Consider the following 24,005-nt stretch of genomic DNA (forward strand, 5'->3'; position numbering starts at 1 on the left):
GAGCAGCGCGTAACAAAAACGCGTACACTCTACCGACTCAGGTTAGGAATGCGGAACTGAAGGCCCAGCGAAGGAATAAACGTGACCCCACTGAGCGAGGTAGTGCTGCCGTCGAGCAGAGTGAAATCGCCGTAATTCTGATAGTACAGGCTGAGGGCGGGCACTACGTACACGTATTTATAGCCGAGCTTGAGGTTGAGAAACAGGCCATAGGACGAAAAATTGCGGCTCTGCCGGGGCAGGGCGGGTAATCTGGAACCACCGGTGGCGTTGTACAAATTGCTAGGGGTGAAGCCATAGCTCACCCACGAGTGCGCGTACACCGCGCCGTAGCTAATAGCGCCAATGCTTTCCTCCGGCCCGAATGACTGGCTCACCGTGAGCGGAATCAGCACATCGTGGCGCGAGGCCGAGATACCCAGCAGGTTATTGACGTCCGTCAGGAATGACAGATTGGGCAGGGCCGCCCGCTGAATGGCATACTGCAAGCCAATGCTGGCATATGTGGTACCGCCGGCCGCGTCCCGGTCAGGGTTTTCGACCGAGCCCGTGGGGCCGAGCAGCTGATACTGGGTGTCGAAGACGTGCGAGCCAAAGGCATACTTATAGCCCACATCGAGGCGCGGCACCACCCCATAGCGAATGCTGAGGTCGGCCGTGGGCTGCAAAGGGTCGAGCAGGTAGGCCAGGGCCGCCGTCTGCAGGTTGCTTACCGCCCCCGAGTAGCGCACGGTATCGCCACGGGCCGCCTGATTACCCAGCTGGCTGGCAGCCGTTTTTACCGCCGAGCCGGCCTTGCTGAGCGGGGCCGAGCCCACGTTAAACCCTTGGTTGTAGGCCAGCCGAAACTCACCCTGGGGCGTGACCTTGCCCGAGGTAGTGATGCCACGCGGCGCAGTACAGGCCGTAGCCGCCAGGGCCAGCAAAGCGGCAGCCCGGCCCAGTGGAAAAGAAGCAGCAGAAATACACATAAGCAGAAAGAGTGTGGAAGCGACGTGTACGGCCCAATACGAAAACCGGGCCAACCCGGAACCCCAGTCCGCTGGCTGGTGTCTGGGCTAGCACCACCTTACTCTGACGGGCCATCGGCCACTTTCCGCGATGAGGCTACTTTTTCCTGGCAAACTACTCTTGCTACTCGGGCTGGGCATGCTGGCCGGAGCCAGCCGCCCCGCCGCGCCGCGCCTACCCGTCACGGTATATGTTTTTCTGGCCGAAAGCTGCCCCATCAGCCAGCAGGCAACGCTGCCGCTGCGGGCGCTTTATGCCCGCTACGCCCCGCTGGGGGCGCAGTTCGTGGGCGTATTTCCGGGGGCGGGGGCTACCGCGGCCAGCGTAGCGGCTTTTGCCCGCACCTATACGGTGCCGTTTACTACGCAGCCCGACCCCGGCCAGGCACTGGCGCAGCGCCTGGGGGCGCGCATCACGCCGGAAGCAGTGGTAGTAGCCGCCGACCAGCATACCATCCTTTACCAAGGCCGGCTCGACGACCAGTATGCCGCCCTGGGCCAGCGCCGCACCCTAAGCCAGCACCACGAGCTGGCCGATGCCCTGGCCGACCTGGCGGCGGGCCGCGCCGTAGCCGTGCCGCACACCCAGGCGGTGGGCTGCTACATCGAAAAAGCCGGGCTGGGTCAGTAAAAAAGGCTAAACAGGGCCGGTTATTATTTCTTAATTTTCAGATAATCAAGTATTACGCAGTATTATGAGAAGATTTTTCTTACTATTCCTCCTTTTAGCGGGTTTTATGCGGCCCGGCCGCGCTCAGGCCCAGGCTACCCAGCTAAATTTCAGCGAGCACATAGCCCCTATTATCTATTCACACTGCGCCCGTTGCCACCGGCCGGGCGAGGTGGCACCGTTCTCACTGCTGAGCTACCAGGACGTGGTCAGCCACGGCACCACCGTTATGGCCGTTACGGGCTCGGGCTACATGCCGCCCTGGAAGCCCGACCCCAACTACCGCCACTACCTTGACGAAAATACTCTCTCTACCACGGAGATAGCCAGCATCCGGAGCTGGGTAACCAGCGGCATGCCCCAGGGCAACCCGGCCCTGGCGCCGGCCGTGCCAACCTTCCCCAGCGGCTCGCAGCTCGGCACCCCCGACCTGGTAGTGCCAATGCGCCAGACCTTTACGGTACCGGGCACCAACCAAGACCTGTACCGGGTGTTTGTGCTGCCGGTTACTATATCTGCCGACCACGATATTGCCGCCGTGGAGTTTCGGCCCGGCAACAAGCGGCTGGTGCACCACGCCATCATCGGCCTCGACACCACCAGCCAGGGCGAGCAGCGCGATGCCCAGGACCCCGGCTACGGCTACACCAGCTTCGGCGGCTTCGGGTTTACCACCGTGGAAGACAACTTTGCCGGCTGGGTGCCGGGCAATCAGGCGCGCTTTTATCCGGCGGGCATGGGCAAAAAGCTGTATCGCCATGCCCGCCTGCTGGTGCAGGTGCACTACGGCCCCACGAGCGTGGCCCAAACCGACTCGTCGGTTATCAACATCTTTTACAGCCGCCAGCCGGTGCAGCGCTACGTAGCCACGCAGCCCGTTATTACGCCCTTCTGGGGCCTTACCAACGGCCCGTTTGTCATTCCGGCCGGCCAGGTCAAGACCTTTCACTACACCTTCGGCGTGTCGCAGGATGTAAGCCTGCTTTCCGTGCTGCCCCATTCGCACCTGCTGGGTAAAAGCTGGAAGGTATGGGCCATCAAGCCCAGCGGCGACACCATCAAGCTCTTGAAAATCAACGACTGGAATTTTCGCTGGCAGGGCAACTATCGCTTCCCGACCATGCAGTACATTCCGGCCGGCTCGCGCCTGGAGGCCGATGTTACCTACGACAACACGACCAGCAACCCCAACCAGCCCAACTTGCCCCCGAAAACCGTGACCTGGGGCGAAAATACCAGCGACGAGATGATGGTCGGCTTCTTCGACCTGGTGCCCTACCAGCCCGGCGACGAAGCCGTGGCCCTGGCCACTCGCTCGGCCGTGCCCGTGGGCAATGCCGCCGGGGCCGAAAGCGACTTCCTGCTCCACCCCAACCCGGCCGAGCTGGGGGCGGCCACCGCCAGCTTTACCTTGCTCCAGGCTGGCCCCGTCAGCCTGCGCATCCTCGATGAGAAAGGCCGCCTGGTACGCAACGTGCTTACGCAGCAGACGCAGCCCGCCGGCCCGCGCCAAGTGCCGCTACCGCTGCAAAATCTGCCCGCCGGCCTCTACCTGGTGCAGCTCGAAGCCAGCGGCAGCACCCGCACCGGCAAGCTGCTTATTCAGTAGGGTAATGGGTAGTGGGGCGGGAAGTGACGTTCTTTACTGCGCATTGGGTATTACCCATTAGTCAGTAGTTACTACTTATTACCCATTACCTACTACTTCTAAATGACCATCCTCTACGGCGTGCCGGGCGAGGGCCTCGGCCACGCTACCCGCAGCAAAGTCATCATTGCCTGGCTGCTGGAGCAGGGCCACGAGGTGCGAGTAGTTAGCAGCTCGCGGGCTTTTACGCTGCTCGACAAGGCTTTTCCGGGGCGGGTGCTGGAGATAAAGGGCTTTCACCTGGCGTATAAGCAGCTGACGGTATCAAAATCGCGCACGCTGGGCCTGACGCTGCGCACCGCGCCCGAGGCGCTGCAAACCAACTTCCGGCAGTACCGGCAGCTGCTGCGCGGCTTCCGGCCCGCGGTGGTGATTTCGGATTTTGAGTCGTTCAGCTATTTCTTTGCCAAGCTCTTGCGCGTACCGGTCATCAGCATTGATAATATGCAGATTATCAGCCGTGCCCGACTCAATGTGGCTATACCCCCGGCCATACGCGAAGACTACGACCTGGCCCGCTACCTGGTGCGGGCCAAGCTGCCCCGCGCCCGACACTACCTCATCACCACCTTTTTTGAGCTGCCGCTGCGCCCGCGCTACGCTGGGCGCACCACGCTGGTGCCCAGCATTATCCGACCCGAGATTCAGGCGGCCCAGCCAACTCGCGGTGACTATATACTGGTTTACCAATCGGCCACTACGCAGGGCGACCTTATTCCCATCTTGCAGCAGCTGCCGGAGCAGGAGTTTCGGGTGTATGGCTTCAACAAAGACGAGGCGCACGGCAACGTGCGGCTGCGGCCCTTCTCCGAGGCGGGCTTTATTGCCGAGCTGGCGGGCTGCCGCGCGGTGCTGACTAATGGCGGCTTTTCGCTGATTTCGGAGGCGGTGTACCTGCACAAGCCGGTGTGCGCAGTGCCCATCCCGGCGCAGTTCGAGCAGTGGCTGAATGCCGCCGAGATTGAGCAGCGCGGCTATGGCCAGCATTTTGAGGCCATTACGCCGGCGAATGTGCAGGCTTTTCTGGCCGGCTTGCCGCAGTTTGAGGCCGCGCTGGCCAGCTACCAGCAGCCGGGCAACGAGGTGCTATTTGCCCGGCTGACCGAAGTACTGGCCGAGTTATAAGCGAATAGCGAACGATATCGGAGCGTTTTAGTATTGAACAAAAGAGTTTCCAATGGAAAAAGTGATTGTTGAACTCCACCTGAAACAAAAGCTACAGGCACCACCCGATATACTGGCAGGAGCAAGACTGCTGGATTCATCAGCTACGTTCTACGTCTACAAAAGCGAGGGGGGATTTATGGGAGAATTGTTGGAGAAGGTAGATTGTGAACAGTATGAAATGGCGGTTTGCATAACTCAACTGGAATGGCGCTATGAAATCCGGCGTTTGAACATGCTCGACTCAAAGCAGTACTCCTGGCTTTATTCTTACCCGGAAATGCTGGCAATTTTTCAGCGGCTTTCGGGCTGGAACGAGTTCCTTTTAGGGAAGTAGCGTAGGTTTGTGTTTAATTATCACTGTAACCCAAACGACTTTTTCATGAGCTACATCGCAGCCATTCATGCCCGCCAGATTCTGGATTCACGCGGCAATCCGACCGTAGAAGTTGACGTCACCACCGATTCGGGCACTGTGGGCCGCGCGGCCGTGCCCAGCGGCGCCAGCACCGGCGTGCACGAAGCCGTGGAGCTGCGCGACGGCGATAAGGCCATCTACCAGGGCAAGGGCGTGCTGAAAGCCGTTGAAAACGTAAATTCCAAGATTGCTGAGGAGCTAGTGGGCTTCTCGGTGTACGAGCAGGCGCTGATTGACAAAATCATGCGCGAGCTCGACGGCACCGCTAACAAGGGCAACCTCGGCGCCAACGCCATTCTGGGCGTGAGCCTGGCCGCCGCCCGCGCCGCGGCACAGGAGCTAGGCCAGCCGCTGTACCGCTACGTAGGCGGCGTGGGTGCCAACACGCTGCCCGTGCCGATGATGAACATTCTGAACGGCGGCTCGCACGCCGATAACAAGATTGACTTCCAGGAATTTATGGTAATGCCGGTGGGCGCCAGCTCGTTCTCGGAGGCGCTGCGCTGGGGCACCGACATCTTCCATACCCTCAAATCGGTACTGAAAAAGAAGGGCCTGAGCACCAACGTGGGCGACGAAGGCGGCTTTGCCCCCGACATTCAGAGCAACGAGGAGGCCATTCAGCTGGTGCTGCAAGCTATTGAGCAAGCCGGCTACAAGCCCGGCGAGCAGGTGATGATTGCCCTTGACCCGGCCGCGTCGGAGTTTTATGAAGACGGCCACTATCACTTCAAGAAGAGCACCGGCGACAAGCTGACCAGCGAGCAGATGGTGAGCTACTGGGTGGAATGGACCAAGAAGTACCCAATTGTCAGCATCGAAGACGGCCTGGCCGAAGATGACTGGGCCGGCTGGAAGAGCATCACCGACCAGGTGGGCAAGAAAATCCAGCTCGTGGGCGACGACCTGTTCGTAACTAACGTGGAGCGCCTGCAGCGCGGCATTGACGAGCACGTGGCCAACGCCATTCTCATCAAGGTAAACCAGATTGGCTCGCTCACCGAGACGATTGCGGCCGTAAACCTAGGCCGCCGCAACGGCTACAAGTCCATTATGAGCCACCGCTCGGGCGAAACCGAAGACTCGACCATCGCCGACCTGGCCGTGGCCCTGAACACCGGCCAGATTAAAACCGGCTCGGCCTCGCGCTCCGACCGCATGGCCAAGTACAACCAGCTGCTCCGCATCGAGGAAGAGCTGGGCGAAACGGCGTACTTTCCCGGCAAGAAAATGTAGATTTTGATGGTTAATAGTTAATTATCAATGGTTAATACCTCATCAGCATCCCCTTGATAATTAACTAGTAGTCATTAACCATTAGTCATTAAAAATGCAGCTTCCCGCCTTTCTCTCGCCTACTCTGCGCGTGCTGCGCAACTTCTACTTCCTCACGGCCGCCGGCTTTGTAGTGTGGATGACCGTGTTCGACTCGAACGACCTCGGCAAGCAGTACGACATGTACCACAAGTGGCGCGAGCTGCGGGCCGAGAAAGAATATTACGAGGCTAATATTGAAGTGGTGAAGAAGGACCGCGCCGAGCTGCTCAGCTCGCCGGCTTTGCTGGAGAAGTTCGCCCGTGAGAAATACCTCATGAAGCGCCCCGGCGAAGACGTATTTGTACTGGTGCCTAAGCCTACGGAGTGAGCCTGTTGTGCAGTATATAAAAAATGCCCGCCAGTATATAACTAGCGGGCATTTTTTATATACTGCGCTGGTATCTTTCATCCGCCAAACTCACTGGAGCGGTTTAGGAAGTCAAATTGGGCGGCATCGCCGGCGGGCTGCCGGCGGGCCCCTGATGTCCGGGCCGGCAGCGTGGACGGGTCATCGAGCGCTACCTACCAGGGGTCCGGCTGGGCAAAGGCAGTGATTTTGCCGGCTTGCCTCTACCCGCGACTCGGGGTATGGCAGCCTTCCGCACCTGCCACAGCTAGGAGCAAGACGACAGTCGGGCCAACTCGGGCGCGTGGTAGTCGCACCAGCCAGGGAGCCGGGCGGCACAGCGCCCCAGCAAGTCGGTAGCAGTAGCAGGCGAAGGTGACGAACCCTACTCTCATAAGTTTGACGGTGTGCCAGGAAACGCTAGGACAGGGGCGTTTCGCGCCGGCGGCGCGGACCCGGCCGAAGGCAAAAAATTCAGAAAACGGCATTTTCTATTGGCTTAGTTAAACGGCGGCCATACTACCTTTGCATGATGCACTTTCTGTTTTTTTAATTATGAAAGCCAACTATTTACCCTTTGTAGGCGCTGCGGCTGGCTCCCTCACTACCGCACGGTGGCGCTGCCTGCTACTGCTGCTGGTAATGCTGAGCGCAGTCGGCGCCCGGGCACAGACCACGAGAACGCTGCCGGGCGACTACAGTAGCTTCACGCAAGCCATCAACGACATTAATTCCAGCTTTCCTAACGGGGGCGTGACGGTGAACGTGGCGGCCGGTTACGTCGAAACGGCCCCGGCGGGCGGCCTGCCGCTGCTCACGGCTCAGGGCACGGGTGGCGCCACGGGGCAGATTATCTTCCAGAAAAGCGGTACCGGGGCCAACCCGCTCATTCAGGCCGGCGTGGGCACCTCTCCCATCTTTGATGGCATCGTGCGGCTGAGCGGGGCCGACTACGTGACCTTCGACGGCATCGACCTGCTCGACCCGGCCAGCAACAACAGCCAGACCACGGCGGCTGAGTATGGCTACGGCCTGTTTCGGGCCACAGCCACCAATGGCTGCCAGAACAACACCATTCAGAACTGCACCGTGACCATGAACCGCTCGGGCAGCAACTCGACGTCGGGCGTTATCTACGGCATTTACCTGGCCCAAACCACCAGCACCGGCACGGCCGTGACGCCCACGACGGCGGCCGGCAGCAACTCGGGCAACCACTTTTACACCAACACTATTCTCAATACCCAGCTGGGTATCTATGTTAACGGCTACACCGCAGCTTCGCCCTACACGCTGGCCGACCAGAATAACGACTTCGGGGGCGCTTCGGCCGCCACGGGCAACACCATCCGCAACTTTGGCGGCGTGGGCAGCCTGACCGGCAGCGGCATCCAGCTGGTAGCCCAAAGTGCAGTGAATGCCAGCTACAACACCGTGGACAACGCGGGCAGCGGGGGCGTGGCGGCCCCCAACGGCATGGTGGGCGTGTACGCCAGCCAAGGCCAAAGCGGCGACTGCAACCTGAACAACAACCAGGTGACGCTGACGCAGGCCGCCAACGCCAGCATCGGTACGGCCACGGGGGTGTACGCGGGCCATACCGGCACGGGCACCATTAACCTGCTCAACAACGTGGTAATCTACACCACCACGGCCGCCGCCACGGCCGGCACCAACACCCGCATGCTGGTGCAGTCGGTCAGCGGCTCCGGCATCGGGGCGCTGAACGTGACCGGCAACCAATTGACCTACAATCTAAATAATACGGGGGCGGGCGGCCTCAACCAGGCAGCTCAGGGGATGAACTGCGGGGGTACGGTGACGGGCGCGGCTACCATCAGCAGCAACGTGGTCACCTTCAACGTGAGCAACTCCGGCCCCGGCACCATCGCGGCCGGCTCCAGTGCTCACCTCGGCCTCAACATCGGCGTGACTACCACCAACCTGACGGTAAGCACCAACACCGTTACCTACACGCTGACTAACACCGACAGCGGCGGCGCAATTTCGGCCTCGCCCCAGGCCATCGTCACCAGTGGCCAGGTAAGCGGGACGCTGACTATCAGCGGCAATACCATCCGCTATACGGTGCCGGCCGCCCCGGCCACGGTCGGCGTTCTTTCCGGCAACGTGCAGGGCGTTACCAACACAACAGCCTTACCGGGCAGCCTGGTCGTCAGCAACAACAACTATACGGTAGACATCACTAACAGCGGGGCCACTATCAGCCCGGCGATGACGGGAGTAATAAACCAAGGCGCCGGGATAAGCGGTACAACCAGCTTCAACGGCAACACCTTCACTTTTGGGCTGGCTACCTCGGCCGGCGCTACTACGTCGGGGCTTACCGGGATTATCAACCTGGCCCCGCTGACGGGCGCGGCCGCGATGAGCAACAATACCCTTACCTACACCGGCACCCACACGGGCGGCACGTTTACTTCTAGTTTTACGGGTGTCGCTAACAGCAGCTCCACGGCCTCGACGCTCACCTTCGACAGCAACACCCTGCTGAACAGCAGCACCACCAGCACCGGGGCCATGACCATTATCCAGGCGACGGGCAGCAGCACGGGGCTACTCACCATCAGCAACAACCGCTACCAGAACAGCAGCACGGCCTCGACGAGCGGGGTTACCTTCCTCAACGCCAGCAGCACCAGCAGCAACGTACTGGTGCAGGGCAACCAGTTCACGGGCTTTACCAAGAATGCTACTTCCGGTAGTGTAGTATATGGCTACGTCAATACAGGCACGCCCGCCAGTGCCGGTACACACACGCTCACCGGCAACACCTTTACCGGCCTCAACCTGCGGGGAACGGCGGGCACCTTCACCTCGCCCTTCGTGGGCCTGCTGGCTCCGACCGGCCCGAGCACCACGCTGGTAGTCAGCAATAACACCATCGGCTCGCTGGCTACCGGCGGGGGCATCAGCACGGGTGCCTCGACACTGACGGGCCTCTGGGTGGCCGGCAACGCGGCGGCCGGCGCCAGCCTCGCGGGCAACACCATTCAGAACCTGAGCGGGGCCGGCGCGGTGGTGGGCATCAGCACCAGCGGCAGCACCAGCAACCCGCTCACGACTATCAGCAACCTGCCGGGCGGCAGCCTCACGGGCAACACCGTCGGCAGCCTGAGCAGCAGCGGGGCAGCGGGCGTATACGGGATGTTTCTGGCCAGCAGCACCAGCGCCACCGCGCCGCTGCTCACCAGCGGCAACAAAATCAGCGACCTGAGCGTCACCGGCGCGGGCACCGCCACGGTGTATGGCCTGTACACGGCCCTCGGCAGCATGCACACGCTGGCCAACAACGTGGTGGGCAACCTGACGGCCCCGGCCAGCACCAGCAGCCCGGCCGTGACGGGGCTCTACCTGAATGCCGGCACCACCCTGAATGCCTACTACAATACGGTGTACCTGAGCGGTAGCGGCGGTACCAACTTCGGAGCGGCGGGCATCGCCTTCACGGGTACACCCACTACCATCACCCTCAACAACAACCTGGTGTATAATAGCGCTACCGCCAGCGGCACCGGCAAGAGCGTGGCCCTGGGCCGCGTGGCAGCCGGCACGGCCGGCACCCCGCCGGCCAACCTGGCCGGCAGCAGCACCAGCAACCTGCTCTACGCCGCCAGCGGCCTGCTCTACGCCGAGGGCCTGGCCACGGCCACCCCCACCAACGCCAAAACCACGCTCTTCACCTACCGCAGCTTTATGTACACCGCGCCGGGAGCGGGCAACAGCAGCCTGAGCCGCGAGCAGCGCACCATCAGCCAGCCGGTGAGCTTCGTGAGCACCACTGGCACCGACGCCAATTTTCTGCAGCCCACGGGGGCGGCCCCCATCGAGGGCGGGGCGCTCCCCCTTGCCGACATCACGACGGACTACACGGGCACCACGCGCAGCACTACCACGCCCGACATCGGGGCCTACGAGGGCAGCTACACCTACCTCGACCTGGTGGCGCCGGGCATCACCTACACGCCCTTCAGCAGCCGTGTCTTTACCAACGTGCTGGTGCAGGACGTGACGCCCGGCAGCGGCGTGAACGGCGCCAGCGGCGCCCGGCCCCGGGTATATTACAAGCTTTCGACCGACCCCAACGCCTACACCGATAACACCAGCGCCACTTCGGGCTGGAAGTGGGTGGAGGCCAGCGGCAACACCTCACCCTTCAGCTTCACGCTCGATTATAGCCTGCTGCCCACCATGCCAGGGGCGGGTACTACCATTCAGTACTTCGTGGTGGCCCAGGACGGGGCGGCCACGCCCAACGTGGGCCTCGACGCGGGTACCTTCGCGGCCGCGCCGGCCAGCGTGGCGCTCAGCAGCGCAGCCTTCCCCATCGGAGCCCCGCTCAGCCCCGCCGGTAGCACCCTCAACCAGTATACGCTCGCGGGGCTGCCCACGGCACTGACAGTGGGCGCGGGCCAGCCCTATACCTCGCTCACCAACGCAGGCGGCGTGTTCGACGCCCTCAACAACGGGGCGCTGGCGGGCAACACCACCGTCACCATTACCTCAGACCTGGCGGGCGAAACGGGCGCGGTGGCGCTGGCAGCGCTGGCCGACGGCGGCAACGGCTACACGCTCACCGTGCAGTCGGATGGCACGCTGCGCAACGTCACGGCCACGGCCACCACTACTGCGGGCCTGATACGCCTGGTGGGGGCCAGCCGCGTTAGCTTCAACGGGCAGCAGCCGACGGGCGCGCAAAACCTGCGCTTCAGCAACACCACGGCCAGCGCGCCCACCTTCAGCCTGACCGGCGACGCCAGCAACAACACGCTGAGCTACCTGCTGGTAGAAAGCGCCAACACCAACGCCGGCAGCGGCACCATCGTGCTGGGCAGTGGCAGCAGCACCGGCAACAACAACAACACCTTCACCGGGCTCGACGTGCGCAGCCCCGGCAATGCCACTACCGCCAGCTACGCCAATGGCATCTACTCGGCGGGCCTGAGCGGTACGGTACCCAACTCGAACAATGCCGTTTCGAACAGCCAGCTGCATAATTTTTCGGCGGGTGCGGTGTACCTGGCCGGCAGCAATAACTCTGCCTGGTCAATAGTGGGCAACTCCCTCTACCAGGAGGCGGCCCGCTCGACAACCCTGATTTTTGTGCAGGTGGCCGGTGGCAACGGCCACACGGTCAGCAATAACAACATTTACCAGACGGCGGGCACCAACAGCGCGGCCTTCACGGGTATCTATTTCAGCGGCGGTGCCGGCCACACGGTAAGCGGCAACTACATCGGCGGCACGGGCAGCGGAGCCAGCGGCGGCACCATGACCGTGGGCTCCTCCTCGGGCAACCTGAACGGCATTGCGCTGGTGGTCGGCAACGCGCCGGCTACCAGCGTACAGGGTAACGTCATCCGGGCCCTTACCAACGCGGGCTCGTCTTCCTTCAGCAATGGCATCAACGTAGGGGGGGGCGCGGTAAACATCGGTGACGTCAGCGGCAACATCATCGGCGACGCCTCGCCTACGCAGGGGCTGAAGGTGGGCTACGGCTACGGCATCTACGTAAGTAGCACCGCCGCTGCCACCATCGCCAACAACCAGGTGCTGAACCTGCAAACCAACGCCGGCCTGATGGGGGGGGTGTTCCTATTCGGCATCTACGCTACCGGCACCGGGGCCGCGCCCATAGTGCGCGACAACATCGTCAGCGGCCTCGTCAACAGCTCGACGCCTAATGCTACGCGCAACGCCCAGACCGTCGGTATCTTCACGGCGGCCACCGGGCTGGTGACCGTGACGGGCAACCAGCTCAGTAACATCGGCAATACGTCGACCACCGCCCCGACTTCTACTTTTTATCACTACGTGAGCGGCATTTACGTGACCGGCGCAGCCACCGGCAGCGTGGTAGCCCGCAACCGCGTGGCCGGCCTCTTCTCCTCCAGCACCGGCACCGGCTCGCTGGCCGACCGCCTCCTCTTGCTCTACAACGACGGCACGGGCGTAACGGTGGCCAACAACCAGCTGTCGAGCACCGGGGCCATGGCCGCCACGCCCAACCTGTACGGCCTCTACGAAAATGGCACCGGCAATACCTACGCCTACAACGCGGTGTATCTGGCCGGCACGGGCAGCAGTAGCACCTACGCGCTATACCGCAACAGCACCACTGCGGGCCTTGTGCTGCGCAACAACATTCTCTACAACGAACGGAGCGGGAGCGGCCTAAATCTGGCGCTGACTACGCCCTCGACTACCAATTTCGTGGGCTCCCCCACGAACCCGGGCACCAACACGGCCGACTACAACCTGTACGTCAACGCTAACAGCAGCAGCTACGTCAACCAGTACGGCGGCAGCGTCTACACCTTCGCTGCCTACAAAGCGGCCACCGGCGGCGACGGCAGCAGCCTGAGTGAGCAGGCGTCGGTGCTGCCCTCGGCCAGCCTCTTCACCAATACCAGTACCGGCGACCTGTCGGTGAATCCGGCCAACCCGGCCGCCTGGTACGCCAACGGTACCGGCACCCAGCTGGCTACCCTCGGCACCGACTATCTGGGCGCGGCCCGCTCTACCACCGTGGCCGCCGGCGCCCCCGACCTCGGCTCAGTGGAAATGACGCCCACGAGCACCCCGCCGGCGCTGGCTGTGTCGGCCGCGCCCGCGTCGGGCAGTACGCAGGCATTTTCGCTGGGCGGGCGCACCCTGGTCCAGCTCAGCTACGGCAGCACCGGCACGGTGCCCAGCAGCGTGACGGGCCGCTACTACTCGGGCACCAACCCGCCCGCGCCCTTTGCAGCCGGCGCCCGCTACGCCAACGCCTACTTTACCTTCAGCAACGACAACGCCGACGGTAGCGGCTACACCTACCAGCCCACGCTCACCTACGACCCGGCCTCACTGGGCACCATCGCCAGCGAGGCTGCCCAGCGCATCAGTCAGCGTAATGCCGACAACAGTGGCTACGACACCTACGCTACCACCGTCAACCCTGCCCCGGTTCGTACGCTGGTCGGCCCCAGCCAGTTCGCCCGCTTCAGCCTGCTGGCCCTCAGCGACCAGGCTGCCCCGCTGCCCGTAGAGCTGGTACGCTTCGAAGCCGTGCGCCAGGGCTCCGACGTCGTGCTGAGCTGGACCACGGCCACGGAGCTGGCTAACAAAGAATTTGAAGTGCAGGTGAGCCTGGACGGGCAAAGCTTCCGGGCGCTGGGTCTGGTGGCCGGGGCGGGTAATAGCGCCACCCCCCGTAGCTACAGCTTCACCGACCGCGAAGCCGGCAAGAGCGGCCTGCGCTACTACCGCCTGCGCCAGCTAGACCAGCAGGGCACAGCCACTTTCTCGCCGGTGCGCACGGTGCTGTTCGATGCCCCGGCCGGCCTGTTGGTAGCCTGGCCCAATCCCTATCAGCAAACCGTACAACTGCGCCTGGTGCTGCCGCAGGCTACCGCCTCAGCCACCCTCACGCTCCTCGATGCGGTTGGCCGCCAAGTACTGAACCAGGAATTGGGCCCCTTACCCGCCGGCGCCAGTCAACCCGCACTCGAACTAACCTTCTTTAGCAGCTTGCCAACAGGGGTATACCTGCTCCGGTTAGCAACCGCTGCGGGAGTTCAGACGCTGAGACTGATAAAGGAGTAAGCGGAAATAAAAAGACCTCAGCTGCCACTGAGGTCTTTTTATTTCCGCTGCGCAGTTGGGCCAGTCACGTCGCCGCTCAGCTAGTTAGGTAGTAGAATCAGGGTATCGCCGACTGTACACTCATCGGGCGCCCAAAATCGTGTGGTCAGCGAGCGGACAGCCGGCGAAAAAGTCGGCAGCCCGCGTCAGACTCAAACGATTATACCCGGCAATTACCTTACTAGCCGGGCAGCGAGATTTTACCCAGGCGTAGGCCCGACTGTCCGGCCAGCGCCTCGTTGGCCAGCACCGCGAACAATACGGCTTCTTTGGCATCGGGCGGCACGCCGGCCTCGGCGGTACTGCGCCACTCGGCGGCTGGTAGCTGCCGGGCCAGGGCAGCCAGCAGGGCCTTATTGTGGGCACCGCCGCCACTCACCAGCACCTCGGCCACCGGCTGCGGGCCGAGGTAGTGGCGGGCGGCCTGGGCCACGGCGCTGGCCGTCAGCTCCACGAGGGTGGCCAGCAGGTCGGGCACGGGCAGCGCCTCAGTGCCCGTAAGCTGCTGGCTCGCCGCCAGTAGAGCCGGCGAAAACAGCTCCGGGCCGGTAGTTTTAGGGAAAGGCGCGGCAAAAAAAGGCTGCGCCCGCAGCGCCGCCAGCAGCCCGGCGTGGGGCCGCCCCTGCGCCGCCAGCTGCCCACCCGCGTCGTAGGCCCGGTCGGGGTAGTGCCGGCGCACCACGTAGTCGAGCAGCGTGTTGGCCGGGCCGGTGTCGGTGGCCTGGGCGGGGCCACCGTCGGCGGGCAAAAGGGTAAAGTTGGCGATACCACCCAGGTTGAGCAGTAGCCGGTTGGTGCCCGGCCGCCGAAACAGCAGCTCATCGGCCAGCGGGGCCAGCGGCGCGCCCTCGCCCCCGGCCGCCACGTGCTTCTGCCGGAAATCGGAGAGCGTAATAATACCCGTGAGCACCGCCAGATGGTCGCCGTCGCCGATTTGCAGCGTGGCATGGTGCGCAAAACCTTCCTGCCCGTGCTGGTGGCGCGGCGCGTGCCAGATAGTCTGCCCGTGGCTGGCCAGCACATCCACGGCCGCCGGCGGCACCCGCCAGCGGGCCAGGCAATCGAGCACCAGCTGGGCATGGTAGCGGGCCAGCCCGGCATGCAGCAGCACCAGCTCTTCCAGCTGCACCACCGGCTGGCTGATGGCCCGCAGGCGCTGCTGCCAGTCAGCCGGGTACGGCACGGTAGCAAACTCTTCCAGCGCAACCTGCAGTGAGGGGCCGGCGCCGGTGCAGCGGCACAGCGCCACGTCGAGCCCATCGAGCGAGGTGCCCGACATCAGCCCCACGATGCGGCGGCTGGGCTGCTGCGCCACGGCCAGCAAACGGCTCAGGTGTGGATTCATCTGGAGAATGAAGAATTGGAAATGAGGAATGAAGAATTACGCGGGCAATAATTCCTCATTCCTCATTCTGCATTCCCAATTTCTGACTCAGCTTGGGATTATCGTGGTGCCGGGTGGCGTCGCGCTGGGTTTTCTTGGCCAGGTTGCGGGCGAGGGCTTCGGTAAGGTCGATGCCGGTCTGATTGGCCAGGCAGATGACGACAAACAGCACATCGGCCAGCTCATCGCCCAGCTCGCGGCCCTTGTCTGACTCCTTGAACGACTGCTCGCCGTACTGCCGCGCAATGAGGCGCGCCACCTCCCCCACCTCCTCGGTCAGGATGGCCATGTTGGTTAACTCGCTGAAGTAGCGCACACCGGTGGTGTTTATCCACTCGTCTACCGTAGCCTGGGCCTGCTGAATAGTCATTATATTAATTATTTACTATATTCAAACTTCTAAGCCGGCGAATCAAGCACGATGGTTACCGGCCCGTCGTTGAGCAGGCGCACCTGCATATCGGCCCCGAAAATGCCGGTGGGCACGGCCTGGCCCAGCTCCTGCGCCACCAGCGCCACGAAGCGCTCGTAGAGCGGCTCGGCCACGGCGGGCGGCGCGGCCCCGATGTAGCTGGGCCGGTTGCCCTTGCGCGCATCGGCCAGCAGCGTAAACTGGCTCACTACCAGCACCTGGCCGCCCACGTCGCGCACGCTGCGGTTCATCTGGCCCTGCTCGTCGTTGAAAATCCGCAGGCCCACCAGCTTGCGGGCCAGCCACGTCAGGGCCGCCTCGTCGTCGGTGGGCGCGCAGCCGGCCAGCACCAGCAGGCCGGGGCCAATCTGGCCGGTAATCGTATCCTTGACGGTAACGGAAGCTTCGCGAACACGCTGGATAACAAGGCGCATAGTTGGTTTGTGGAAATTGGTTTTTAGTTTTGTTTTATTTATTTTTAAATATATTACTTAATAATTATATTATTTAATGAAATCAAGCCTACCTTTTGATTTTCAGACTATCCAGGTGGTGCTGGTAGCGGCGGGCGTTCTGCTTGTGCTGAGCAAAGGTGGCGGCAAAATCGGAAAAGCCGCTGCCATCGGGCCGGGCGCAGAAAAAGACGTAGTGGTGGTGCGCGGGGCGTAGCACCGCCTCCAGCGCCTGCGGGTAGGGCGTGGTGATGGGGCCGGGCGGCAGGCCTTTGTGCCGGTAGGTGTTATAGGGCGAATCGACGCTTTTATCGACGTTGAGCACGCGCTTGCGGGTGCCCAGGCCGTGCAGCGGCCACAGCAGCGTGGGGTCGGCCTGCAAGGGCTGGCCCCGGCGCAGGCGGTTGAGGTAGACACCCGCGATAATGGGCTTATCAGTAGGCTGGGCCGTTTCGCGCTGTACGATGCTGGCGAGGACCGCTACCTGCACCGGGGTCATGTTCAACGAGTCGGCTTCGGCCAGCCGCTTAGCATTCCAGAAGCGCCGGTGGCGGGCGGCCACCGAGTCGAGGAAGGCCGCGGCCGGGGTAGGCCAGCACAGCCGCAGCTGGCCCGGTATGAAAAGCGTCCGCACGGTAGCGGTGTCGAGGCCGTAGCGCCCGACCAGGTACGCGTTATCGGCCAGCAGCATATGCAGCCGGGCGGTATCGGTGTCGAGCTGGCGGCCGGCCTGGCGCGGCAGCTGCGGCAGGTAGTGAAAGGGCCGGAGCGTGAATACCAGCGTATCCTGCCGGCCGCTTTCGAGCAGGCGCAGCAGGTCGAGGTTGCCGGTTCCGGCCGGCAGCGTGTAGCGGCCGGGGCGCACGGGCCGGGCCGGGCTGCCGTAGCCGCGCCAGCGGGCCACGCAGGCAAAATCTTCGGGCCGGCTTAGCTGCCCCGGTTGCCGCAGCGAGTCGAGCACGGCCTTCAAGCCCGCGCCGCGCCGGATGTAGAGATAAGCCGGGCCTTCCACGGCCGCCGGCACGTTGGAGCGGTACAGCAGCTGGTAAGCCAGGCCTGCTGCCAGGGCGGCCAAAGCTAGCACCAGGACGACCAGCCAGCCGCGCCGGCTCTGCCGGGTGGGCCGGGAAGAGTCGACAACGAGCACAGGCACAACAGGTTCGGTCATAAGGTAGCCCGCGGAGTAGCCATCCGGCAGCAAATTGCCAAAAGTAGTGCCAGCCGGGTAAGCCACGCACTGACCAGTTGCGCCGCGCCACGCATATAATTTTCTATATATTTACTGCTTCCGCCGGCACACCACGAATACGCTCACTGGCATAATGCATACGCTAACATTCTGACTTACAAATCCGTAGCAAGGCTTCAGTCAGGAAATTACAGGCATGAACCGTGGCATGTACCAGACATCCGCGCAATAACCACGTCTTATATCCTAAGTATTATGTATAAATATAAATAATACTTGATTTTCCCTATTTGACAGTCTGTATAGGTTTGCCGGGCTTACCAGCCTAACAATATACCTGGGAAGTGTGGCAGCACGCTTAGTGCTATCTCGCTAGCCCTGCAACGCATCTTCTAATTCCGTGATTTCCAAACCATGACGGGCAGCAGTTTCGCCCAGCAGCTGGCGCTGCCAGGGGCGCAGGGCGGCCAGGCTGCCCTGCTCTACCACATCACCAATCAACCGGTTGCTGAGCACGGTATTGGCCAGCACGGGGCTGTAATCGGTCGCCAGATGATTTTTGATAGTCGTAAGCAGCGCTTCGCGGGCTTCGGCGCGCGCGGCCACGGGGCCGCCAAAGCGGCGGCGAAAAGGCTGCGGCCGGCGCTGGTCGGCGGGCAGCGGGCCATCGGGCACCAGGTCGGCGGTAGCCAGGGCCACCAGCTCGTCGGCGTAGGGCGCGCGCTTTAGCTCGGGGTGCAGGCCTCCGGCATTGCGCAGGGCCCCGTGCGAGGCAATAGGCTGATGCGCCAGCTCGGCCAGCCGGTCGTTACTGAGCACCATGTAGCTGGGCCGGTCGAGCTGCCGCGCCACGCGGTCGCGCAGGGCATACAGCTCGCGAAACAGCGGCAACTCGGCCGGACCGATGCGAAACTTGCCGGCCAGGCGCAGGTGGGGGCGCAGCTCGTCGCGGCCGTAGCGCACGGCTTCGAGCGCCAGGTTTTCCTCGGCCGCCCACTGGGCCCGGCCCTGCTCCTGCAAGCGCACTGCCAGGCGGTCGGTCAGCTCAAAAAGATAGAGCACATCATTGGCCGCGTACTCTTTCTGGGCTTCGGTAAGCGGGCGCTTCAGCCAGTTCGACTTTTGCTCGCCCTTGTCTACCTCAAAGCCCAGCTCGCTCTGAATCAGGCGGCCCAGCGAGATATTGTTATCCTCGAGCGCCAGCAGGGTAAACTGCACGCTGGTATCGACGATGGTGCGACAGTGCACATCAAACAGCTCGTCGAGGAGCAGGATATCGGACTTGCAGGAGTGAAACACCTTGGCCACGGCGGGGTCGCGCAGCACCGCAAACAGCGGCTCGAGCCCGGCGGCCATCTCGGGCTCCAGCGGAAGGGGGTCAATTAAGTAAACACTTTCTCCATCAAATACCTGAATAAGGGCAACATGACGGCCGTACCGATAGCGGTTGTCGTCAAACTCCAGGTCGATGCCAATGCGCGGCAGGGTGGCGAAGTGAGCGGCGGCCTCGGCCACCTGGGCCGCCGTAGTGAGGTAGTGGATAGTAGGCTTCATGCGTGGCAGCAAAGGTACGGGGCCAGGCTAAACGCAACAGACATCGAAATCACCATAGCTTTTCAGAGGAACTAGGGAAACATGAAGATTTTATGTAAGGCATCAACGGCGAAAAACTATGCTTTTTTCTAATTTACCTAAAATTATTAAGGCAGTTTTGCACAGTGCTTATCATTTTTGGGGTAAAATATCCTTTATTTGTAGGCAGTTGTGAAAAGTTTGTTTTTACTGCTTCAGGGCAGTAGGTTCTTTTATCATCTCTCTCCTAAATATCATTTATGAGAAAATTTTTAACCCCCATACTGGTAGTAGCTGCGTTACCAGCGCTAGCTCAAAGCCAGGTAGTTACAGGACGTATAACAGGGCCTGATGGTAGCGCAATTCCAGGGGCTACTATTGTAGAACGCGGTACTACCAACGGCGTAAGCAGCGGACCAGATGGCAATTTTTCGCTTTCTGTTAAGCCTCAGGCTACACTTGTTATCAGTTCTATCGGTTACACCTCTCAAACCGTAGCAGTAGGAGGCCGCAGCTCGCTTTCCGTCACACTAGCAGCCAGCGCCACCGACTTATCTGAGGCAGTAGTTGTAGGCTATGGTACCCAGAGCAAGACTGACCTTACAGGTTCCATAGCGCAGATATCTGCCAAAGATGTTGGTAATCAACCCGTTCAGTCATTTGAGCAGTCTATTCAAGGTAAGGCAGCCGGCGTATTTATCGAAAGCAGTAGCGGCAAGCTAGGCCAAGGCATTCGGGTACGAGTACGAGGTGTGTCATCTATTAGCGGTGATACTCAGCCGCTATATGTAGTAGATGGAATTCCGGTACTCACCGATAATCTATCATCGAATGGTAGTGCCACTAATCCCATTGCCGATATTAACCCCAATGACATCGAAAGCATCAACGTGCTCAAAGATGCATCGGCTACGGCTATTTACGGCTCGCGAGCTACTAATGGCGTTGTCATTGTTACAACCAAGCGCGGACGGGCTGGGGCCACGAAATTCTCGATTGGCTATCAGACAGGGATAAGCAATCCAACCCATCTGCGAGAATTCTTAAACGCCTCGCAATATATTGATTTACTGACTGAAGCGCGAAATAATGCTGGTTACTCAGCAGCTTCGACAGCCAGCCGCCTGAAAATTATTTCGGCTGGCCAAGACCCAACCAGCTTCAATACTGACTGGCAGCACCAGGCATTTCAACGGGCTCCGTTCTCGCAGTATGACTTGAACGCGAGTGGCGGCAATGACAAAACCCGCTTCTTCATCTCAGGGCAGTATAGTGACCAGCATGGTATCATAGTTGGTAACCGCTACCAACGCATGAACGCACGTTTCAATCTCGACCATCAAGCAACTGACAAGCTGTCGTTTGGTATCAACCTCGGGGCTACGCGCTCGGTCAACGACCGCCTGCCAAACGATGATGCCTTCAGTTCCCCGATGCAGATTGTAGCCCTTTCGCCTCTTACACCCCTCACTGACCCACGTACGGGATTAATTAGTGGCGCCCTCGACCCAGCTACTGGTATCTACAGCACCAACTTTCCTTTTTACTACAACCCGCTACTGAGCATAATTGGCGGCTCATACAAAGCCACCACCTATCGGCTGCTAGGTAATACGTATGCTCAATTTAAGTTCACACCTGAGCTATACTTCCGCTCCGAGGTGGGCGTAGATTTTACCAACTATGATGAGGAGCAGTACTTGGGGCGTGTAACCTCACGCAATACCAACCCTACTAATGGGTATGGGTACAATGCAGCACAGGTGAATACTAAACTGGTAATCAATAACTATTTCAATTATCATAAAACCTTTGCTGAACAGCATTTAGTCGACGTCACTGTAGGAACGGCCTATGAGCAGGGCCAACTAACGGGCAATAGCGTAACAGGTACTCAGTTTGCCTCTGATGCTTACAAAACAATTGTCAACGCCTCGCTTATTACGGCTGGTAACTCCTTTAATAACGGTGGCAACACCTTGGTTTCGTACTTCGGCCGCCTTTCCTACGCATTTGCAGGTAAGTACCTGCTGGGCGGCAGTGCTCGTCTAGATGGCTCATCGCGCTTTGGCTCTAACCACCGCTACGGACTATTCTCCGCTGCCTCGGCTGGCTGGCTCATCTCAGAAGAAGACTTCCTAAAGGGAAATCCTACACTAAGCCTACTTAAGATACGGGCCAGCATTGGTAAGACTGGTAACCAAGGATTTGGCAACTTTGGGTCTCGCAACCTGTTTAGCGGTACGTCAGGTTATGTGGGCGTACCCGGTCAGGCACCTTCGCAACTCGGTAATCCCGACCTGACGTGGGAATCAACCACGCAATATGACGCTGGCTTGGAGTATGGCTTCCTCGACAACCGTATCTCGGGTGAGTTTGATGCATACTTTAAAAACACCAATGGCTTGCTGCTCAATCAGCCTGTGCCCTTGACTACTGGCTTCACCTCGGTTGCTCGCAATGTGGGTAGCCTCGAGAACAAGGGCTTGGAATTTGTGCTTACTACCCGTAACCTCGTGGGGGCTTTCACTTGGACGACCAGCTTCAATGCCGCCATCAACCGCAACAAAATCACGAATCTTAGTGGGCCTGCGATTTTGGGTAGCAACTTAAGTCGGGCGCAAGAAGGCCAGCCATTAGGCGTGTTTGTAGGGCCAGAGTATGCTGGAGTGGACCCCGCAAACGGTGATGCACTCTATTATGTAAATGCTACGAAGGCGGATGGCACCCTTGACCGCTCGACAACTAACGATATCAATGGGGCTACTTCCGTAGTAGTGGGCAATCCGAATCCAACATGGACAGGTGGTATAACCAACACGTTATCTTATAAAGGCATTGACCTGACGGCTACACTTGTTGGCGTATTTGGCAATCAGATTTATGATGGAGGAGCTCAGTATTATTCTGTAGGCTTTAACAACGGCTACGATAACCAGACCATCGACCAACTTGGCCGTTGGCAGAAGCCGGGAGATATTACCAACATTCCTAAAGCTTCTCTCTTCACTGGCAATGGTACGGGTGCTTCGTCACGCTTTGTACGTAACGGCGACTACGGTCGCCTACGAACCGTTGTGTTAGGTTACAACTTACCTGCCACCCTAGTTAAGCGCGGTTACCTGCAATCGGCACGCGTGTTTGTGCAGGCACTCAACTTGTTGACGTTTACCAAATACAAGGGCTGGGACCCCGAAGTAAGCGCTGACTACCTGACGGGTGGTACCAGTACCAGCCAGAATAATATCAACCAGGGAGTTGATTTCTACACCGCTCCACAGCCACGCACCTTCACGGCAGGCGTCAATCTGGGCTTTTAAATCGAGCGGATTCTTCTCTCTCTAACGTGTTTCTTTTATGAAAAAAATAGTATTAGGTCTGCTGGTTGCCGGTCTGGCAGCGGGCACGACCACGAGCTGCAATAAAAAGCTCGATGTAACGCCCGTCGATGCTATCGATGCTAATCAGGCACTTAACACCCCCGACGATGTCCAGGCTGCCTTAGTAGGCAGTTATACCAGTCTGCAGGCCGCTGAGTCATACAACGGGTATATCCAGTTCATGCCAGACCTACTGGCAGATAATGGGGATATCAGTTACGTAGGAACTTACTCACAGCCTCAAGAATTCCAGCGCAAAGCTATTCGGAAGGATAATAGCTTTGTCTATTCAATGTGGCAGCGCGCCTACATTACCATTAACCGCACAAACAATGTGCTGGCCAACTTAGACAAGGTGACCATCGCAGCTAATAAGACGCGTATTGAAGGAGAAGCCGAGTTTATTCGCTCCCTGACGTACTTTGACTTGGTACGCCTTTACGCCCGCGACTGGAGCGATGGCACACCTAGCAGTAATCCAGGCGTACCGTTGGTGCTCACACCGACTACCGTCGTTACCGATGCGAACAACGTAAAGCGTAATACAGTTGCTGAGGTATATACCCAGATTATTGCCGACCTAACAAAAGCGGAAGCGGAACTGCCTGCCAGTAATGGCTTCTTTGCTACCAAATATGCGGCAGCGGCTATTCTTTCTCGCGTGTATTTGCAGCAGGGCCGCTTCGCTGACGCGGCGGCGGCGGCAAACCGTGTTATCGCTAGTGGGTCGTTCTCACTCGACCAGAGTTACGCCGATGAATTCTATCAGGGTGGTGACTTAGTGAGCAATACCCCGGAAGATATTTTCACTATTCAGAACTCGGCGCAGAGCGGTAGTAATAGTGGCAGCAATCAACTCAATAACTTCTATTCGCAGTTCCAGCGCGGAGAAGTAAACGTTAATGACCAACTTCTGAATCAGTTTGAACCAGGTGATGACCGGAAGAATCTGTTTACTTTAACCTCAAGTCAGGTCTATTCAGATAAATTTGATGCGCAGTACGGCACCGTAAAACTTATTCGTCTGGCTGAAATGTATTTAACCCGTGCCGAGGCGAACTTTCGCGCTGGCACAACGGTAGGTGATACACCCCTTAACGATATCAACCTTGTCCGTGCCCGCGTTAATCTACCCGCTCTGACGAGCCTGACACTACCTGCTATTCTAAAAGAACGTAAACTGGAGCTAGCTTTTGAAGGCTTTCGTCTTGGCGACCTTAAGCGCAACAAAGAATCGACTACCGACCCAGTTGCAAATACTCCCATCGCTTGGAATTCTCCTCGTCTGGTATTTCCAATACCACTGGCAGAAATTAATGCCAACCCTAACATAACACAGAATCAGGGCTACTAAGACTGAACGCCTACAAAAAGACCCGCTACTTACGTGACGGGT

At 60.0% G+C, this 24,005-nt stretch carries 15 protein-coding genes; 9 read left to right on the plus strand and 6 right to left on the minus strand.

The window, feature by feature from the left end; translation table 11 throughout:
• Nucleotides 1-29: 29 nt before the first annotated feature.
• Entirely contained in the window at nucleotides 30-971 is a 942-nt protein-coding gene (locus F6X24_RS00820) for a hypothetical protein (RefSeq protein ID WP_151085823.1), read from the minus strand.
• A gap of 130 nt (nucleotides 972-1,101) precedes the next feature.
• Between F6X24_RS00820 and F6X24_RS00825 the strand changes: the two genes are divergently transcribed.
• The 7 genes from F6X24_RS00825 to F6X24_RS00855 all read left to right on the plus strand — a co-directional run bounded on the left by F6X24_RS00825 (nucleotide 1,102) and on the right by F6X24_RS00855 (nucleotide 14,181).
• Complete coding sequence (locus F6X24_RS00825; RefSeq protein WP_151085824.1) at nucleotides 1,102-1,641, plus strand: redoxin domain-containing protein; 540 nt, start codon at nucleotides 1,102-1,104, stop codon at nucleotides 1,639-1,641.
• Nucleotides 1,642-1,747: 106 nt separating this feature from the next.
• On the plus strand, nucleotides 1,748-3,289 hold the full coding sequence (locus tag F6X24_RS00830) for a T9SS type A sorting domain-containing protein (RefSeq protein ID WP_191906400.1): 1,542 nt from the start codon (nucleotides 1,748-1,750) through the stop codon (nucleotides 3,287-3,289).
• A gap of 102 nt (nucleotides 3,290-3,391) precedes the next feature.
• The gene (locus F6X24_RS00835; protein ID WP_151085826.1) at nucleotides 3,392-4,453 is read left to right on the plus strand and encodes a glycosyltransferase family protein; all 1,062 of its coding nucleotides are present in this window, start codon (nucleotides 3,392-3,394) and stop codon (nucleotides 4,451-4,453) included.
• Nucleotides 4,454-4,505: 52 nt separating this feature from the next.
• Nucleotides 4,506-4,829: a hypothetical protein gene (locus tag F6X24_RS00840; protein WP_151085827.1), complete on the plus strand. Its 324-nt coding sequence runs from the start codon at nucleotides 4,506-4,508 to the stop codon at nucleotides 4,827-4,829.
• Nucleotides 4,830-4,874: 45 nt separating this feature from the next.
• A complete protein-coding gene (gene eno / locus F6X24_RS00845) occupies nucleotides 4,875-6,146 on the plus strand; it encodes a phosphopyruvate hydratase (protein WP_151085828.1) in 1,272 nt (423 codons plus the stop codon).
• Between the two features lie 94 nt (nucleotides 6,147-6,240).
• Nucleotides 6,241-6,555: an FtsB family cell division protein gene (locus tag F6X24_RS00850; RefSeq protein WP_151085829.1), complete on the plus strand. Its 315-nt coding sequence runs from the start codon at nucleotides 6,241-6,243 to the stop codon at nucleotides 6,553-6,555.
• Between the two features lie 573 nt (nucleotides 6,556-7,128).
• Nucleotides 7,129-14,181 (plus strand): T9SS type A sorting domain-containing protein, encoded by a 7,053-nt coding sequence (locus F6X24_RS00855; protein WP_151085830.1) that lies wholly within the window; start codon nucleotides 7,129-7,131, stop codon nucleotides 14,179-14,181.
• Between the two features lie 220 nt (nucleotides 14,182-14,401).
• Here F6X24_RS00855 and F6X24_RS00860 read toward each other — a convergent pair whose 3' ends face one another.
• The 5 genes from F6X24_RS00860 to F6X24_RS00880 all read right to left on the minus strand — a co-directional run bounded on the left by F6X24_RS00860 (nucleotide 14,402) and on the right by F6X24_RS00880 (nucleotide 19,211).
• Nucleotides 14,402-15,565, minus strand: coding sequence for an anhydro-N-acetylmuramic acid kinase (locus F6X24_RS00860; protein WP_229725266.1), 1,164 nt, complete (start codon nucleotides 15,563-15,565; stop codon nucleotides 14,402-14,404).
• A gap of 55 nt (nucleotides 15,566-15,620) precedes the next feature.
• Entirely contained in the window at nucleotides 15,621-15,974 is a 354-nt protein-coding gene (locus tag F6X24_RS00865; RefSeq protein WP_151085831.1) for a nucleotide pyrophosphohydrolase, read from the minus strand.
• Between the two features lie 29 nt (nucleotides 15,975-16,003).
• Complete coding sequence (dtd, locus tag F6X24_RS00870; protein WP_151085832.1) at nucleotides 16,004-16,450, minus strand: D-aminoacyl-tRNA deacylase; 447 nt, start codon at nucleotides 16,448-16,450, stop codon at nucleotides 16,004-16,006.
• A gap of 88 nt (nucleotides 16,451-16,538) precedes the next feature.
• Nucleotides 16,539-17,636, minus strand: coding sequence for an endolytic transglycosylase MltG (mltG, locus tag F6X24_RS00875; RefSeq protein ID WP_151085833.1), 1,098 nt, complete (start codon nucleotides 17,634-17,636; stop codon nucleotides 16,539-16,541).
• A gap of 393 nt (nucleotides 17,637-18,029) precedes the next feature.
• Complete coding sequence (locus F6X24_RS00880; protein WP_151085834.1) at nucleotides 18,030-19,211, minus strand: ribonuclease D; 1,182 nt, start codon at nucleotides 19,209-19,211, stop codon at nucleotides 18,030-18,032.
• 278 nt (nucleotides 19,212-19,489) lie between these two features.
• Here F6X24_RS00880 and F6X24_RS00885 point away from each other — a divergent pair, with 278 nt between their 5' ends.
• Nucleotides 19,490-22,549: a SusC/RagA family TonB-linked outer membrane protein gene (locus tag F6X24_RS00885; RefSeq protein ID WP_151085835.1), complete on the plus strand. Its 3,060-nt coding sequence runs from the start codon at nucleotides 19,490-19,492 to the stop codon at nucleotides 22,547-22,549.
• Between the two features lie 37 nt (nucleotides 22,550-22,586).
• On the plus strand, nucleotides 22,587-23,963 hold the full coding sequence (locus tag F6X24_RS00890; protein WP_151085836.1) for a RagB/SusD family nutrient uptake outer membrane protein: 1,377 nt from the start codon (nucleotides 22,587-22,589) through the stop codon (nucleotides 23,961-23,963).
• Nucleotides 23,964-24,005 lie beyond the last annotated feature (42 nt).

The organism is Hymenobacter baengnokdamensis (assembly GCF_008728635.1).
GTDB classification, from domain to species: Bacteria; Bacteroidota; Bacteroidia; order Cytophagales; family Hymenobacteraceae; genus Hymenobacter; species Hymenobacter baengnokdamensis.

Excerpts from the sequence above, each read along its gene's own strand:
- F6X24_RS00880 (WP_151085834.1), bottom strand. The coding sequence starts at position 19,211 with ATGAAGCCTACTATCCACTACCTCACTACGGCGGCCCAGGTGGCCGAG.
- F6X24_RS00855 (WP_151085830.1), top strand. The coding sequence starts at position 7,129 with ATGAAAGCCAACTATTTACCCTTTGTAGGCGCTGCGGCTGGCTCCCTC.
- F6X24_RS00840 (WP_151085827.1), top strand. The coding sequence starts at position 4,506 with ATGGAAAAAGTGATTGTTGAACTCCACCTGAAACAAAAGCTACAGGCA.
- F6X24_RS00830 (WP_191906400.1), top strand. The coding sequence starts at position 1,748 with ATGCGGCCCGGCCGCGCTCAGGCCCAGGCTACCCAGCTAAATTTCAGC.
- F6X24_RS00850 (WP_151085829.1), top strand. The coding sequence starts at position 6,241 with ATGCAGCTTCCCGCCTTTCTCTCGCCTACTCTGCGCGTGCTGCGCAAC.
- F6X24_RS00835 (WP_151085826.1), top strand. The coding sequence starts at position 3,392 with ATGACCATCCTCTACGGCGTGCCGGGCGAGGGCCTCGGCCACGCTACC.
- F6X24_RS00865 (WP_151085831.1), bottom strand. The coding sequence starts at position 15,974 with ATGACTATTCAGCAGGCCCAGGCTACGGTAGACGAGTGGATAAACACC.
- F6X24_RS00890 (WP_151085836.1), top strand. The coding sequence starts at position 22,587 with ATGAAAAAAATAGTATTAGGTCTGCTGGTTGCCGGTCTGGCAGCGGGC.
- F6X24_RS00820 (WP_151085823.1), bottom strand. The coding sequence starts at position 971 with ATGTGTATTTCTGCTGCTTCTTTTCCACTGGGCCGGGCTGCCGCTTTG.
- mltG (WP_151085833.1), bottom strand. The coding sequence starts at position 17,636 with ATGACCGAACCTGTTGTGCCTGTGCTCGTTGTCGACTCTTCCCGGCCC.
- eno (WP_151085828.1), top strand. The coding sequence starts at position 4,875 with ATGAGCTACATCGCAGCCATTCATGCCCGCCAGATTCTGGATTCACGC.
- F6X24_RS00860 (WP_229725266.1), bottom strand. The coding sequence starts at position 15,565 with ATGAATCCACACCTGAGCCGTTTGCTGGCCGTGGCGCAGCAGCCCAGC.
- F6X24_RS00825 (WP_151085824.1), top strand. The coding sequence starts at position 1,102 with ATGAGGCTACTTTTTCCTGGCAAACTACTCTTGCTACTCGGGCTGGGC.
- F6X24_RS00885 (WP_151085835.1), top strand. The coding sequence starts at position 19,490 with ATGAGAAAATTTTTAACCCCCATACTGGTAGTAGCTGCGTTACCAGCG.
- dtd (WP_151085832.1), bottom strand. The coding sequence starts at position 16,450 with ATGCGCCTTGTTATCCAGCGTGTTCGCGAAGCTTCCGTTACCGTCAAG.